The sequence below is a fragment of the Enterococcus sp. AZ080 genome (assembly GCF_051714945.1).
Classification (GTDB): domain Bacteria; phylum Bacillota; class Bacilli; order Lactobacillales; family Enterococcaceae; genus Enterococcus_B; species Enterococcus_B pernyi.
The window spans coordinates 2812824-2828235 of sequence record NZ_JBIOSV010000001.1 but is presented as its reverse complement, the minus strand read 5'-3'; the positions used below and the strand labels follow the sequence as shown (position 1 = coordinate 2828235).

Sequence of the window (15412 nt, the reverse complement as noted above, 5' to 3'; positions counted from 1 at the left end):
TAGTTGGATAGAAATCAAGCAATTGGGATAAGTTTACAAGTCAAAGAAGAAATCATTGACTTACAGATCCCGACCCAAGTAACGATTACACGATTAAAAGAATTACTGAAGGAATCTTTCATACAAAATGGTTCGTCCTTGCCAGAGGTGTTCGACTTAGTGGTATTGAATAAACCGATCCGCTTAAAGGAAGAGGCATATGTGGCAGACTATCCATTAAGTGAAGGCGATCATTTACTGATCCATGAATCTCAACAAAAATCGGAGGAACGAACGTGACCCACATAAAAGATATTTCTGAAACGATCATGATTGAGACAACAACTGATGCTGTCAAAGTGACACTGAATGCTAAGCAATACCAACTCGATCGTTTAGAACAGTATCAACTATTCTTAACACAGAAAAAACACTTGCTCTCTGGACAGATCGTAGAATCTTCAGAGGAAAAACTCGTCATTCAATACCAGAAAAGTAAACAAATCTATTCTTTGCAAGAGTACCTTAAACGAACAGAACTTTTTCAACGATTATTACTTGCACAAAAAATCAATTTCTTATCCGAGTTTTTGAGTAGCCCGATCCAGCCGTTCATCCATCCAGCCAATCTATTTCTATTTGGAGAAGAAATCATCGTAGCACATAGAGGTTTTGCGCATTCAATTATTCCTTATGAAATAACCGAAGAAGAATTTTTGAAGCAATATCGTGCCTTGATCCTGACAATTTTACATCCTAAGTTCGATTATGAGCAACTGATTGAAGGAAATGGCACATTGAAGGACGAGTTTTCTAAACGAATCCAAAGAGCAAACAGTGTCGCAGAAATCGACCGCATGATTGGCGAACAAGTCGTACAGCAGAAAACGAAACGTGCATCAGAAATTCAAATGGTGAACAAAAGAAGCTATTTTATGTTTAAGTGGGGCACGCTTTTATTAAGTATTTCAACAATAGGTTTAGCGCTTACAACAGGTATCTATGCGTTTGATAAACTTCCCGCACAAGAACGGATCAGTTCTGCTGAAACGCAATATATTGCTAATAATTATGCTGGTGTTTTGACCACATTAAAAGATGATAAACCCGAAGATCTCCCTTCTGGTGCCCAATATGTCGCTGCAGTCAGCGCGGTACAGCTGGATAATTTGTCGAATGAGCAAAAGACAGCAATCTTAAATAACATTTCTCAAAAATCAAATGAGAATACTTTGCTTTACTGGATCTATATTGGAAGGGGGAATTTTGAACGATCATTAGATATCGCACAAAACCTCGGCGATCATCAATACATTTTACATGCCTACACCAAACTATACGACGCGACGCGAGCAAACAACAAGATGAGTGGACAGAAGAAGCAAGAGTTATTAACAAGTTATGAGGAAGAAATCAATAAGTACTTAGAAATCTTAGAAAGCGAGACGGATAGTAATGAAGCAAACTAAGCCAAATTCAATAACTGATCAAATCCAACATTCCGTTTCAGTTCTTTATGATCTTTTTTACTTTGGTTCGACGTTTATTCATAAACAAATAACAGAAAAAAACAATCAAGTAATACTGGACAATCGAACACTTTCCTGTGAAGACGGACAGCTTTTTTGTGGAGGAGAATTAGTCAAGGATGAAAAGTTTCTCCTCGTTCATCATGAAAATTTGAAAACGGTAATCGTCAATAAGCCAAGGGAAAGCGTCTATCTATCAAATACACAAGACTCGGCGATCCGTATTGATTCGGATGCGTTGATTTTTATTCATCGTAATAGTACTGATGACTATCAAATAAAAATCTATCCTAGTAAGGCCAAGATTTATTACAATCACCAACGTGTAGAAAAAGGTGTCTTTCCATTTTCTGTAGGCGATCAATTGATCATTGATTATCTCATGATTGAGATGCGTGAGAAACAATTAAAGATCTCAGATTTAAAAAATCAGCTACAGTTGGACCCCTGGCAGTTGCTCGAAGAACCCTACATTCCCGAGTATCCAGAAAATTTTCCAGCATTTAGGCGTAGTCCAAGAATCCATTTAAAAGAGCCAAAAGAAAAAATAGAGATCCAAGCGCCTAAGCAGAAATCTAATGAAGGAAAGAATGAGTGGTTGAAAACTATCGTTCCACCGTTAGGTATGGTTGTTTTGAGCGGTGCGACAAGTTTTTTGAGCGGGGGCAATCCAGTTATGTTGATCAGTATGGGAGGTGCTAGTTTACTTACAACAGGTTTTTCTGTGTCGAGTTATTTTACAAACAAAAAAGAAATCAACAGTAAAAATCATATGAGAGAAGAGCATTTCCGTCAGTATATGATCAAAAAAAAGTCAGAGCTTAATGTCTTACAGCAAACACAAAAAACAGCATTAGAATATATGAATCCTTCACTGGATGAATTAGCATTGATGGCTAAAGATTATCATGCGAGGATTTATGAACGCATGACAGTGAACGAAGATTTTTTGACTGTCCGCCTAGGAATCGGCGAAATCAATGCTAGTTTTCAAACAAACTTTCAGCCGGTAGAAGAGGATGAACTGAGTAATGAAGCGTTTGAGCATCTTAATAGTCCCTATAAACAACTTGGAGATGCCCCGATCATCGTTTCACTTTTGGAACAGACGGTTGGCTTAGCAGGAACACCTAGTGTTTTACGAACAGCATTACAACTCCTATTATTTCAGTTATGTGTGTTGCATTCTTATCGAGACGTCGAATTCATTACACTGATCCCGTCGGAAGAGTACGAACAACATTGGCGAGAATGGCGTTGGTTACCTCATAACAAAATCCGTTCTTTAAATCTAAGAGGAATGGTGCATACCCCCCAAAGTCGAGACATGATTTTGAATTCTTTTTATCAAATAGTGGCAAAAAGAAAACAACAAGTCCGTGAAGCGGGAAATGAAAAGGTACACTTTCAGCCACAGTATGTTTTTTCGATTTTGGATGAAAGTTGGTTGGCAGGTCATGGATTGAACGAGTTTTTAGCCGAAAACTTAGGAGACTATGGAATCACGGTCATTTGGGGAAAAGAAACGTTGAATATGTTGCCAGAAACAACGACTACTTTAATTGAATATCAAAGCAATGAAGCAGCAACGTTGATCAATCAGGACAATGAATATGTGAACCAGCGTTTTATTCCCAATCATTTGCCGACAACCTATCCAATCGAAAAAGCCATTCGGCGTTTGGCGAATCTTCATCATGTGGAAGTAGAGAAAAATGCCGTACCTGACAGCTTGAGTCTATTGGATCAATATGAGGTCAAGACAGCTGAAGAACTAGCGATTTCAAATCGCTGGGCTACTGCGGAACCTAATAAATCGATTCGTTCATTAATTGGTTGGCGTGGAAAAAAAGATTTAGTTTACTGGGATCTACATGAACGAGTCCATGGACCACACGCCTTAGTTGGTGGTACGACTGGTTCCGGGAAATCTGAATTTTTAACGACTTATTTGATCGGCTTAGCAATCAATTTTTCGCCAGAAGATATCGGCATGTTGATTATTGACTGGAAAGGTGGCGGAATAGCCAATACCTTAGATCATTTGCCCCATTTTATGGGCGCAATCACTAATTTGGATGGTGCTGGAACTGCGCGAGCCTTAGCAAGCATCAAAGCAGAGCTAGCGAAACGTCAAAGAGAGTTTGCCAAATATGGTGTAAATAATATCAACGGCTACATGACCTTGTATAAACAAAGAAATACCCCAAAACCAGACGTTGTTTATCCACAAAAACCTTTGCCCCATTTGATTTTAGTTTCGGATGAATTTGCGGAGCTTAAAGCCAATGTTCCAGAATTCTTAGATGAGCTCACTTCTGTTGCACGAATCGGACGTTCATTAGGTGTTCATTTGATTTTAGCCACCCAAAAACCTTCTGGGGTAGTCAATGACCAGATCGAAGCCAATAGTACGAGTAAAATTGCCTTGAAAATGGCGAGTGTCCAAGACTCGAATGAGTTACTCAAAACGCCAGATGCCGCACAAATCACGAATCCTGGACGAGGCTATTTGAAAGTTGGCGAAAATGAGGTGTATGAATTATTTCAAAGTGGCTATGCGGGGGTTCCATATGATCCAGAACAATTGATCGAAGAAGTGATTGATGAACGGGTATTCAAAATCAACGAATTGGGCCAGTTAGAATTACTCTATGATCCAGATATCGAAATCATTCAAGGAAAAGATACACGAGATTTGCCGACACAATTAGAAGCAGTGATTGATAAGATCAAGACAATCTTTGCCGATTCTACCTACAAATTGCCGGATAAGCCATGGCTACCGAACCTAAATAAGCAGATTATGGCGCCAAAAATAAAACAGTCAGAAGTTCGTAATCTAGCTATCCCATTTGGTTGTTTAGATATTCCTTCTGAACAAAAACAAATGAATTATACCTTCAATCTCGAAGAAGCGAGTCACACATTGATCGTAGCTAGTCCAGGCTATGGGAAGTCGACAGTGTTGCAAACTCTTGTAATGAACCTTGCCCGTCAAAACACCCCTGCAACGATTCAGTTTCATTTAATTGATTTTGGGAATAATGGTTTATTAGTACTCAAGGAATTACCCCATATTGCGGATATAGCGACTTTGGAAGAAGATGAAAAACTGCAAAAAATGCTTGATCGCATCGAAAAATTATTGGCAGCACGCAAAAATTTGTTCAAGCAAGCTGGTGTCGCGAATCTAACGCAATACGAAACAAGAACAAGAGAAAAATTACCGATCTTAGGAATCATTCTTGATAGTTATGATGGCCTGAGCTTGGAAGATAAGCGCAAAGATAGAATCGACGAAGTGCTTCTTCAACTACTAAGAGATGGTGCCAGTTTGGGTATCTTTCTTGTGATGACCGCGAATCGTGTAGGAAGTATTCGGACTAACATGATGAGCAATATTGCCACTAAGATAACGCTATATTTAAACGATGAAAATGAAATAAATATGGTCATGGGCAGAAATGCTTTGTCACCTGAAGCAATCAATGGGCGCGGACAAGTCTTACTCTCTACGCCAACTACCATTCAGTTTTATCTGCCGATTAACGGGAAAAATGATGCGGAACTACTCCAAAATCTGGAAGAAGAAATTATAGAAATCAATCAAGCTTGGACAGGCGAACGCCCAGATAAAATTCCAATGGTACCAGAAAACCTAACGCAAAAAAGTTTTGCTTCTTACCTTGAACAAGACGACAGCCACACACTGTATTTGGGATTAAACAAAGCCACTTCTTCAGTAGAATCGTTCGACTTGTTCCAGCGCATGAGATTAGGGATCTTTTTCAGATCCAATAAGCAACTTCGTGCGATGATGCCTTGGCTGCTTCAACAAATTTGTCAAGAAAGACAAGAAGAAGTGGTGTTGATCGATGCAAATGGAACACTCGAACCAGCAAAGCCGAAAGTTTCACTATATTTGGACCGTTCATGTCTTAGTGAAAAAGCAACAGCCCTAAAAGGGGCTTTAGAAGCTCTCTTAACAAATGAAACTGGCAAGAGAATCATCATTATCAATGGTATCGCAGACTTGGTCGATAAATTAACATTGAACCCTGAGGAAGTTACCGCTCTGCTAAGTGGAGGAAACGAGCATTTACAGTTTGTTTTTCTCGATCATATGACGAAAGTGGGTAATACCTTTGGCGGAATCACTATGTTCGTAAAAGAAAATATCGATCATATTTTATTTGGTGGAAGCTTACAAAATCAATTATTTATTGAAAATCTTTCTTATCAAGAAAAAAACGCAATAGTTGCTAAAAACGTCCTACACAGTTTGAAGGATGAACACTTGGAAGCTTTGGTGTTTCCTACGGAGGAAGAAGCATGAGAGAAGAAATGATCACACCGTTTTTGCCACTAGGTAGTATCTTAAGACTAGTTGGGACAGAGGATGACCAACTGCTCTATTTTGTCGTTGCTCGTGCCATCGCTAAAAATGAAGAAGAAAAAGTGATAGCGAGATATCGAGTAGCCCCCCATCCGTTTGGAGATGTACCGAGCCAAGAAGTCTTTTCTATCCATGCCGATCAAATCACAGAAGTGTTGTTCGAAGGCTTCCAAAACCAAGACGATGAAGAATTTTTAGACGATTTGCTGAAGCAACTTAGGGATGCGCCAACTAGACCACCACTCGTGCAAGAGGAGAAACCTGTACAGATTGTAGAAACTATAAAAATCAATGAAGAAGAGAGATTAAAAGAAGACCCATTCTATCAATTCAGATAAGGAGAAAAAAGATGCCGAAAATCGCTTCTCAGGAATCCACTGCAACAGCAGCCGTAACAGGAATAAAAAATGTATCTGTTAGTAGTAGTAAAACAAGTTCTTTAAGCAAGAGCACGATCAGCAGTATGAAAACAGGAGTAGAGGTCAGTAACAACCTACTCACCGATATTTCAAATCTAGTTACTTGTGTCAATGAACAGGCAAACAAATTCCCTCAGCTTGCTCAAGCAATCGCAGTCAGAGACAGTCAAACAAGATTCAAGTAAGGAGTCAGTATGGAAAAGGAAGAGTTGCTCGCTGAATATGAGCGTAAAATCAGCAACAATGAACAACGATTGGAGCGTCTGAGTAAAGAAAAACAGCAGTTAAAACAATGTATGTATTATTTAGAGATGGACATGCGAAAAAGCTTTCGAGAAATCCAACAATTCACAGAAGAATTAGTATCCCAAGGAAGCCAAGTTGCTCGTTGGGAGCAAAATGAGAATGAAGGGAAATCAACTTACTTCACGCAGTTGGTAGAAAACCAACAGCACCAACTAGATCAAGAATACTTAAAAGGTGTAATCAAACTTGAAGAAGAACGTACGGAACTTCAGAAAGAAAGGAATAAACGATGGGACTAATTTATTCAGCCACAGAGTCTTCTAATTTAATGAGCAATCTGACCACTAATTTATCGCTTGCTCGTACAACGATCACCCAACTACGAACAGGTAGTCAACAAGTTGTTCAAGCGGTTGATGGCAAAAAACTCTCAGGAGCTGCTTATCAAGCTGGGAAAGGGCTGTTTTCTGAGTTGATCATTCCTACGATCAATCGGGTAAACACTGCGGTACAAGGGATTCAGTCAGACTTGAATCTTTACTCTTCCGCACATCAAATGCTTGCCAGTGAAGGATACTTGGATGAAGAGAATTTAAGCGGACAGATTCGTGCCAAAACATTCGCTAAACAATCAATCGATAACCACGCGCAGACGATTAGGCAGATCGCCAATACAAGCATATTACCAGGTATCACAGAAATGCTCAGTGATTTTCATCGAAACTTGATGCGAATGGCGGACAGCCTGCAAGAAGATATCTACAAGTTGCAACGCAAACAACAAAAACTGCATGCCTTTAACTTCCAAACCAGTGGACTGTTCAATAACAGTCTACTGGAATTGAAACTCGCCATGCAAAGCGTATTAGTCTTGAACCAAACAACCATCAAGGCAGACGGTAGTTATGTATTGCCGAAAGGAGTGGATGGGAGTTGGTTTGAGAAGTACAAACCAAACGGACAAGCTTTGTTGGAAGAATCTTCAAATAATGCCTACTTAGAAATGTATGCGGAGATCGAAAAATTGGTCCAACCCTTGAAAGATGGGAAAACCGATGCAGTCAAGCGGTTCGAAATGTTGATCAAAAATTATCCGGATGCATTAGTCAACAAATTGGCATCCAACGATGAATTTTGGATGCTTGCTAATCATCTACCATCAGGTATGAAAAATAAATTATTTAGCGGTCTTGCAAAATACGAAATGTTCGGTAAAGCCGTTGCCCAAGGGAAATGGATTCCTAAAATCGATACGCTAGGCAAGGCCTATCAAAATTTCACTAAATTTACCTCTCCCGTAAAAACCTATGTCAGCGAAGCCTTGAAGAAATCTCAATTTGTGCAAGGAGCTAAAAATTGGGGTGTTGCCAAAGGATTAGGAACGGCAGGCCAAGTAGCTACTTACGCGCAATTAGGCGTCACTTTCGCCGCCAATGCGGTGAATGAATATGGAAAAACAGGAAGTGTTGGCAAAGGAATAATAGGCGGTGGAATAGAGATGGTGAAGAGCATTGGACCGTTAGAGGGAATGACATTAGGTGCAAAGTTAGGAACATTTGTACCATTTATTGGGAATGGTGTTGGTGCTGCTATAGGATTTACTGCAGGCTTAGTAAATAAGGGGATACAACTACTAGCACCAGATGTGTATGATCGTGGTAAAACTTGGGCATATGAAGTATATGATAGGAGTACGGAAAAAATAGGCAAAGCTATTGAGCAAAGTACTAATACAGTGAAATATATGAATAAGGAGATTCAGCAAGTGGGAAAATCAATTGGGAATGCACTTTCTTCGATAAAATTACCAGAAATAAATTTTAATTGGAGATTAATATGAAAAATTTATTCAAGGCATCTTTTGAAGAAAGTTTAAATTTGAAAAATGACAAGCTAATCAATTATATGAAAAATGATGTTGAAAGGTGGGATTTAAAAGAAAGACCTATTTTATTGAAAATATTAGCACTAGCTTTGATAGGCATGCTATATGGCATAGTTTTATTTACAAATAGCATTATTACGAATCACGATAAGAATAGTTTGGTTCCACAAGCTGATATAAACTTTTTACCTTTATCTTTGTTTTGGATACTTTTGGTAATGTATTTAGTTATATGGGTCTATACATTGATTAAACGTTATCGAGCCACTAAATTTTTCTGGGGCTACATTAATGCAGTAAACATTTTTGTTTGGCTAGTAATTGAAACTAACCTTCTTTTCATCACAGCATTTCTAAAGCCTCTAACAGCTATAGGAATGGGAATATTTTTCTCAATAATTTTATTAGTAGGATATATAGTAGTTAGAAGTAAGAAAGCGTCGTTGGAAAATTTGCTTTATGATACAAATAAAAAAGAAAAGGTGGATGAATGGATAGAAAAATCAATAAATTTAGTGGTGAAGTATAGCTCAATAGTCGTTATTATCGGGGTTATTTGGAATTTTATTTTTCCTAGTGGAGATACACCACGCACAGATGTAACTGGTTTTCTAGGATTTTTAGCTATGTGGTTTGTGTTTGATATAGGATTTATTATCGCACAAGCTTACCTGTTCCTTCCGTATCTCTTGCGTGGTTATTATAGACACAAATATTCAGAAGAATACCGCAATCTGGAAGGGAAAACACAATTAGAATGGTACGGAGAGAAATATTTTAACAAACATATCAAAGGAACTGATAAAGAAGAAAAAATATAAGGAGTAGACATTAGAGATGAGAGTAGCTTTAATTGGTGAAGAATATGAAAAAATTATTCAATGCATCATTTGAACAATGTATTAAGTTGTTGGATGACCAATTAATAATATATATGATTGAGAAAGGAGATCCTAAATCACTTCGGAGTAGACCAATATTAAATACTTTTTTTTCAATAGTAATATTTAGCATTATTTATCTTATATCTAGACTGTTTTATCATCAAGATCCTAATAGTCCAGTGGGAAGAGCTGAAATCAACTTCTTCCCATCTTGGTTAGTGGCTATTTTTTTATTTTTATGGTTACTATGTATCGTTTTCATCAAAAGATTTGTTTATAAGGAAATTAGTCAAGTTGTTTTTCTTCTAAATGCGAATAATCTATTGATAATAATGTTGTTAAGTGCAAACTTATTGTGTATTACATTTTTTCTTAAACCATTGACTCTAATAGGATTGACAGTGTTACTAGGATTAGTATTACTAGTTAGTTGTGTCATTTTTATAAATAAGAAGCGTTCAATTGAGTATGTTTTGTATGGAACAGGTAGAAAGAAAGATATGTTGGCTATGTTAGTAGAGAAAGCAATAAAATATGGCTGGATAGTTGTCATTGTCGTCATGGTATGGAAGATCGTATTTCCGGATAGTGATGAGGTCCGAACAGATTTTGTTGGATTTATCAGTACTTTAGGTCTATGGATAGCTATGAATATCGTTATGATTTTCGGAGAAGCCTATCTATTCTTCCCGTATCTATTACACGGTTATTATAAACACAAATACTCAGAAGAATACCGTAATTTTGAAGGGAAAACACAATTAGAATGGTATGGAGAGAAATATTTTAACAAACATATCAAAGGAACTGATAAGGAGGAAATATATAATGAATGAGGGGAAAAAGTTATTACCATTAGGAAGTGTCGTGTTGCTTGAGGAAGGGTTACAAAAATTAGTCATCGTTGGAAGAGGTGCTGTATATACAGATCAACAGTCGAAAAAAGATACGTTTGCAGACTATATGGCAGTACTTTATCCCTCAGGATTAAATCCTGAGACCACGATTTTTTTTGATCATAAAAATATCGATAAAGTTGTTTTTGAAGGATATAGTGATGAAGAAGAAGTGAGATTTTTAGAGATCTATAGCAAGTGGGAGACTGACGTGAAGCAAGCAACCAGTAAATCAGCCCAATCAATTCCGATTGGATTTGATTGACAGATGAGATATCATGTTATTTAAAAGTTTTTAAAATGCTTTTTCTTTTTTAGGAAAATATAGGAAATAGACAAATTTGTAATTGTCTATTCAAAAAAGCCGAATCAACGGCGTTGCTTGTTGATTCGGCTTTTTGAAGTACGGACTGTGAATAGGGTCGCTATTGCTACATTATTTATACGTTTTTTCTAATTTTCTCAATTCTTCTAGCATCGCTTTTCTGCGTGGGTATTTTTCTTTTAGTTCTTTGATCAGTAATTGAACAGAGATGGTGCTACTTGGAAGGGTGGCCATTTCGGCGATCAACAAAGCCATTTTATGATACCGTAAACGTGTAGTTGTCTCAGCAGCCATCCGCCGTAATTCGTATTCATATTTTTGAAGAAGCGCTTCTGGAAATTGCTTTCTCAAGAAAGAAAAATAGCGACTTGCTTCTTCCAGTCCAGGTGACTTGAGGACATAATCCAACAATAAATCATAACGTCTTTCTTTTGAATAAAACAATCCAACGTCTGTACGATATTTTAATTTTTCAAATAAGTTTTCACGTACTTCTTCCCACTGATCAATCGAATATGTTTTTTTCAATTGATGGATCAAATTCATATCAACGGTCTCTCCCTCTAATAGAAGATGCAAGACTTGTTCCGCATACAGCTCTTTTTCCCCTAGTTTATGATAAAGATTTTTTAATGCATAGCGATGCAAGGTGACCATATCAGAAGAGTGTTGATCTAATACAATACTTTCATTCAAAACAGTGATTGCTTCTTCATATGCTTTCTTTTGCATCAGATAGTCAATATATTGTGAACGTATAGTTGGAGATTGCCAGCTTTCGCGTGCACGTTGATGAATTTGATTGTCTGTATAATTCAAATTTTCCATTTGGCGAATGGATAGCAATCGTTTGTTTTTATAGTTTAAGTGTCCGTTATTTTCAGATGTTTGATCAAGTTTTTGCTGATCCTGATCAGAGAACTGTTCAGGGAATTCTTCATGTAAAATTTGTTGGATATAAAAACTAGATTGGCTTGCGTTATTTATTTTAGCCGAAAGTTTAGAATATATTCGTTGTTTTTCTTGCTCAGACGCATGTCTAAGTAATTTTTTCCATAGAGAGTACCATTGATGCATGATAAGGCTGATATCATTTTCTACATTATGTACCTTTGCTAAGTCAAAGTGTTCAACTATTCTGTTCATTAATTCGAATGCATGAAGGATCTGTTTTTTTGCGATGGATGTATCAATAAGACTGTTTAAAAATTCAGACAGTTCTTTATTGATGTTTTGAAGTGTGCGATCATGAATATTGCTTCCAGAATAATGGGTATGTTTTTCTAAAATAACAATCATTTTATCGTAATCGTCCATATTTTTGATTGCAGTATGTTCTTGGAATCGTTGAGCTAGTTCTTGGTTCTCTTTTAAAATAATTAATAGAAAGTCTTGAATATCTTGTTCATTTGCATAAGAAATCAACTTGACCAGTTCATTTGCTTTTCTCTGCTCTTTTTCTTGTTCATATTTGAATAAGGTAGCCACGACATGAGGACAATGACCTGTGTCTTCGTGGGAGCAACTGCAAGACAAACCATAGAATTGGTTGTCATCTGTTAATTGGATAAGTATGTCATACTCCTTCTTGTTTTCTTCTGTGACTTTTGCGATGATTTTTTCTTGTGTAAACAAACATCCATGAACGCGTTTTTCAATAAACATTTCATAGCCATGATCTAAATCAGATTCCCAAAAATCGTTTTTCCAATCTTTCATAAAATTTCCTCCTTTAGTTATCTTCATAGTTTAATTTTACCGAATAAATAAAAAGAAAACAGCAATTTTTTTCCAGTACGAAGATTATTTAATCTATTATAAAATTAATAATAATATAAAACTGTTATTTTAATTTTTAGATAACTAAAAGTGACTCTGATTTACATCAAACTAAAGAAATTTTTCCACGAGCGGCTGGTTTTCTGGACGTTTCTCTTTTTCTGATAATGCAATCTGTTTAATGAGTCCATCTAAAGTGATTACTGCCATTTCTTCTTCCACTTTTTTTTGTAATCGAGAATAAGTTGCAGCCAAGACTTCTTGGATATTAGCGCCTACCACGCAATTCGGATTTGTTTTTGGATCTACTTGGATCAAATTTGTGTTGCCTTCAATACTTCGATAAATTTCCAATAAATTGATATTTTCGGGAGCTTTCGCAAGTACGGGTGTTGGTTTCCCACTTGTTGTATGGATAAGATCTGCTTTTTTTAATTGACTCATGATTTTTCGAACATTTGTTGGATTCGTTTCAATGCTACTTGCAATCATGTCGCTTGAAAGTAAATCAGTTCCTTGAAATATGTGGATATAAGCTAAGATGTGGATCGCATCGCTTAATTGTAGAGAATATTTCATTAAAATCCATCCTTTCAACTTGATTTCTTGACTTATCTTAGCATACTCTTTATGATAATGGTGTATTTTAAAAATGTACAGCTATATGAACAAAAATAATTAATCAATAGGGAGTGGGAATATGACTTATTTAGTAACAGGAGCAACTGGAGGATTTGGACACTACGCTTTAGAAGAATTAAAGAAGCTGGTTCCATTGGAGGAGATCTATGTCCTTGCTCGTAATGAAGAAAAGGCACAGAAATTAATTGAAGCAGGACTTCAAGTTCGCATCGGCGATTATGCTGATCGCGAGACGATGGTACAGGCGCTACAAGGCATCGATCGTCTATTATTTGTATCAGGTGTACCGGGAAACCGACAAGCTGAACATCAACATGTTGTAGAAGCAGCAAAAGAAACGGGGGTTTCTTTTATTGCCTATACTAGTTTTGCGGATGCAGATCATTCGACTAGTATCCTGGCTCCAGACCATCAATTTACAGAAAAAATCATCAAAGAATCGGGTATTAAACATACCTTTTTACGAAATAACTGGTACTTAGAAAATGAGATGCCATTGATTGGAGTAGCATTGAAAACTGGTCAGTTTGTTTATGCAGCTGGCGAAGGGAAAACCGGTTGGGCGTTAAAGAGAGAGTATGCAGAAGTAGCTGCAAAAGTGTTAACAGGAATGGATTATCCTGAGTTCTTAGAATTATCTGGAAAACCAATCACCTATCAAACCTTGGCAGAACAAGTTGCTAAAGTAAGTGGGAAACCTTTAGACATCCTTTCGTTGGCTCCAGATGAATTTACAGACAAACTAACAGCCTCGGGATTTTCTCAAGGTGGTGCAGAAATGACGACTGCAATCCAAAATGATATTCGCAATAATCAGTTAGATGTAACTTCTGATGATTTTGCAAAAGTATTAGGACGCGAATTGACTTCGATAGAAGATGGGTTAAGGGAGTTAGGTATCTAAATTAAGGACTAGTTTTTTCTACCAAATTTAATAGGAATGTTACTCTTAGAGCACGCGTATGGGTTTGGAAATAGCAGATGTATTTCTAAACTATGCCGGCAAGCCTCTAAGAGTTTTTTATTTTTTGATTTGAGCCAATAATCATCGACTTCAAAAATAGAAAGTTACAAAATGGCATAAAGACTCCTCTAAATCTTAAGAATTTATATACTGAAAAATGTTGAAATCTATGTATAATTAAAAAGTGTATGATGTTTAAAGAGAGTGTATATTTCTGTTATCATATGCAACACATTAAATTATTTTATTTTTAAGAATAAAGGAGAAGTAATGAAAGCAAAAAATTTATTATTTAGTGCAATTGTTCTGAGTAGTCTTGTGACTACCAACCTTACTGTACTTGCAGAAGAAGTAGGGACAAATAATTCTGTTGAAACCACCGTTTCGACACAAGCAGACGATGTGACAGAACAGCCTACGGAAAATGTGGAACAAACTGAATCTATTACGAATCCTCTGACAAATGGGGAAGAACTAACACACACACATCAAGCGGATTTATCACAATTTGAAAATCCTGGCATAGCAGCATTTTCAGCACGTGCTTCTTCAAATGCGCAACAAGCGTTCATTGATAGCATTGCTGCAAGTGCACAGACCTTAGCAAGCGCGAATGACTTATATGCTTCAGTTATGATCGCTCAAGCGATTGTTGAAAGTGGCTGGGGGAAAAGTACGCTAGCTTCGGCACCTAACTACAATTTATTTGGAATAAAGGGAAGTTATAATGGGCAATCCGTGACAATGCCAACTTCTGAGTTTGTAAATGGGCAATGGATCACTGTAAATGCCGCTTTTCGTAAATATCCTTCGTACGCAGAATCTTTACAGGATAATGTAACTGTTCTTAAAACAACTTCGTTCCAATCGGGTGTGTATTATTACTCAGGTGCTTGGAAAAGTAATACCTCTTCGTATAAAGATGCCACAGCATGGTTAACAGGTCGTTACGCGACAGCACCAAACTATGGTTCAATATTGAATAGTATTATTGAAACCTATAATTTGACACAATATGATACGCCAAACTCTAGTTCTTCACCGATGTATCGCTTATATAATAAAAGTACAGGGCAACATTTGTACACATTAAATGCGGGAGAGAAAAACTATTTATCAACAGTTGGTTGGAAATACGAAGGAATTGCATGGCAAGCACCAAATAGTGGTCAACCGGTGTATCGTCTGTATAATCCAAATAATGGGGATCATCATTATACAATGGCTCAGTCAGAAATCAACTTCCTTACACCACTAGGCTGGAGATATGAAGGGCTAAGTTTTTATTCTGGAGGTTCTAAACCAATTTATCGACTATTTAACCCAAATGAAACTATCGGAACACATCATTACACATTAAGTTCAGTAGAAAGAGATTCTTTGACACCATTAGGTTGGAGATATGAGGGAATCGGCTTTTACGCGAATTAATAAATAAAAAATATCTACTTGGCATTTTTAAATA

14 protein-coding genes are annotated in these 15412 nt (G+C 36.9%); 12 read left to right on the top strand and 2 right to left on the bottom strand.

Going from position 1 to position 15412, the window contains the following annotated elements:
• The first annotated feature begins 3 nt into the window (after positions 1-3).
• From IGK01_RS13400 to IGK01_RS13355, 10 genes are read left to right on the top strand one after another with little or no spacing between them, the layout of a single operon-like run.
• The gene (locus IGK01_RS13400; protein WP_010734040.1) at positions 4-279 is read left to right on the top strand and encodes a hypothetical protein; all 276 of its coding nucleotides are present in this window, start codon (positions 4-6) and stop codon (positions 277-279) included.
• Complete coding sequence (gene essB / locus IGK01_RS13395; RefSeq protein ID WP_010734041.1) at positions 276-1448, top strand: type VII secretion protein EssB; 1173 nt, start codon at positions 276-278, stop codon at positions 1446-1448. Before IGK01_RS13400 ends, essB begins: the two co-directional genes overlap by 4 nt.
• Positions 1435-5847 (top strand): type VII secretion protein EssC, encoded by a 4413-nt coding sequence (gene essC / locus IGK01_RS13390; RefSeq protein ID WP_438840820.1) that lies wholly within the window; start codon positions 1435-1437, stop codon positions 5845-5847. The genes essB and essC overlap by 14 nt, the downstream gene beginning before the upstream one ends.
• Positions 5844-6245, top strand: a complete 402-nt coding sequence (locus tag IGK01_RS13385; RefSeq protein ID WP_010734043.1) for a DUF4176 domain-containing protein — start codon at positions 5844-5846, stop codon at positions 6243-6245. Before essC ends, IGK01_RS13385 begins: the two co-directional genes overlap by 4 nt.
• An 11-nt stretch (positions 6246-6256) precedes the next feature.
• The gene (locus IGK01_RS13380; protein WP_224434310.1) at positions 6257-6511 is read left to right on the top strand and encodes a hypothetical protein; all 255 of its coding nucleotides are present in this window, start codon (positions 6257-6259) and stop codon (positions 6509-6511) included.
• A 9-nt stretch (positions 6512-6520) separates the two neighbouring features.
• Positions 6521-6871, top strand: coding sequence for a hypothetical protein (locus tag IGK01_RS13375; protein ID WP_010734045.1), 351 nt, complete (start codon positions 6521-6523; stop codon positions 6869-6871).
• A complete protein-coding gene (locus tag IGK01_RS13370) occupies positions 6862-8412 on the top strand; it encodes a hypothetical protein (protein WP_438748792.1) in 1551 nt (516 codons plus the stop codon). Before IGK01_RS13375 ends, IGK01_RS13370 begins: the two co-directional genes overlap by 10 nt.
• The gene (locus IGK01_RS13365; RefSeq protein WP_062806015.1) at positions 8409-9278 is read left to right on the top strand and encodes a hypothetical protein; all 870 of its coding nucleotides are present in this window, start codon (positions 8409-8411) and stop codon (positions 9276-9278) included. Before IGK01_RS13370 ends, IGK01_RS13365 begins: the two co-directional genes overlap by 4 nt.
• A 44-nt stretch (positions 9279-9322) precedes the next feature.
• The gene (locus IGK01_RS13360) at positions 9323-10177 is read left to right on the top strand and encodes a DUF4176 domain-containing protein (protein ID WP_438840819.1); all 855 of its coding nucleotides are present in this window, start codon (positions 9323-9325) and stop codon (positions 10175-10177) included.
• The gene (locus IGK01_RS13355; protein WP_010734048.1) at positions 10170-10502 is read left to right on the top strand and encodes a DUF4176 domain-containing protein; all 333 of its coding nucleotides are present in this window, start codon (positions 10170-10172) and stop codon (positions 10500-10502) included. The genes IGK01_RS13360 and IGK01_RS13355 overlap by 8 nt, the downstream gene beginning before the upstream one ends.
• A 171-nt stretch (positions 10503-10673) precedes the next feature.
• On the opposite strand, the gene IGK01_RS13350 is transcribed toward IGK01_RS13355, so the two are convergent.
• The gene (locus IGK01_RS13350) at positions 10674-12281 is read right to left on the bottom strand and encodes an SWIM zinc finger family protein (RefSeq protein ID WP_010734049.1); all 1608 of its coding nucleotides are present in this window, start codon (positions 12279-12281) and stop codon (positions 10674-10676) included.
• A 171-nt stretch (positions 12282-12452) separates the two neighbouring features.
• On the bottom strand, positions 12453-12920 hold the full coding sequence (locus IGK01_RS13345; RefSeq protein ID WP_019723027.1) for an Rrf2 family transcriptional regulator: 468 nt from the start codon (positions 12918-12920) through the stop codon (positions 12453-12455).
• A 121-nt stretch (positions 12921-13041) separates the two neighbouring features.
• On the opposite strand from IGK01_RS13345, the gene IGK01_RS13340 reads away from it, so the two are divergent.
• The gene (locus IGK01_RS13340) at positions 13042-13887 is read left to right on the top strand and encodes an SDR family oxidoreductase (protein WP_010734051.1); all 846 of its coding nucleotides are present in this window, start codon (positions 13042-13044) and stop codon (positions 13885-13887) included.
• Positions 13888-14217: 330 nt separating this feature from the next.
• Positions 14218-15378, top strand: a complete 1161-nt coding sequence (locus IGK01_RS13335; RefSeq protein WP_153830567.1) for a glycoside hydrolase family 73 protein — start codon at positions 14218-14220, stop codon at positions 15376-15378.
• Positions 15379-15412 lie beyond the last annotated feature (34 nt).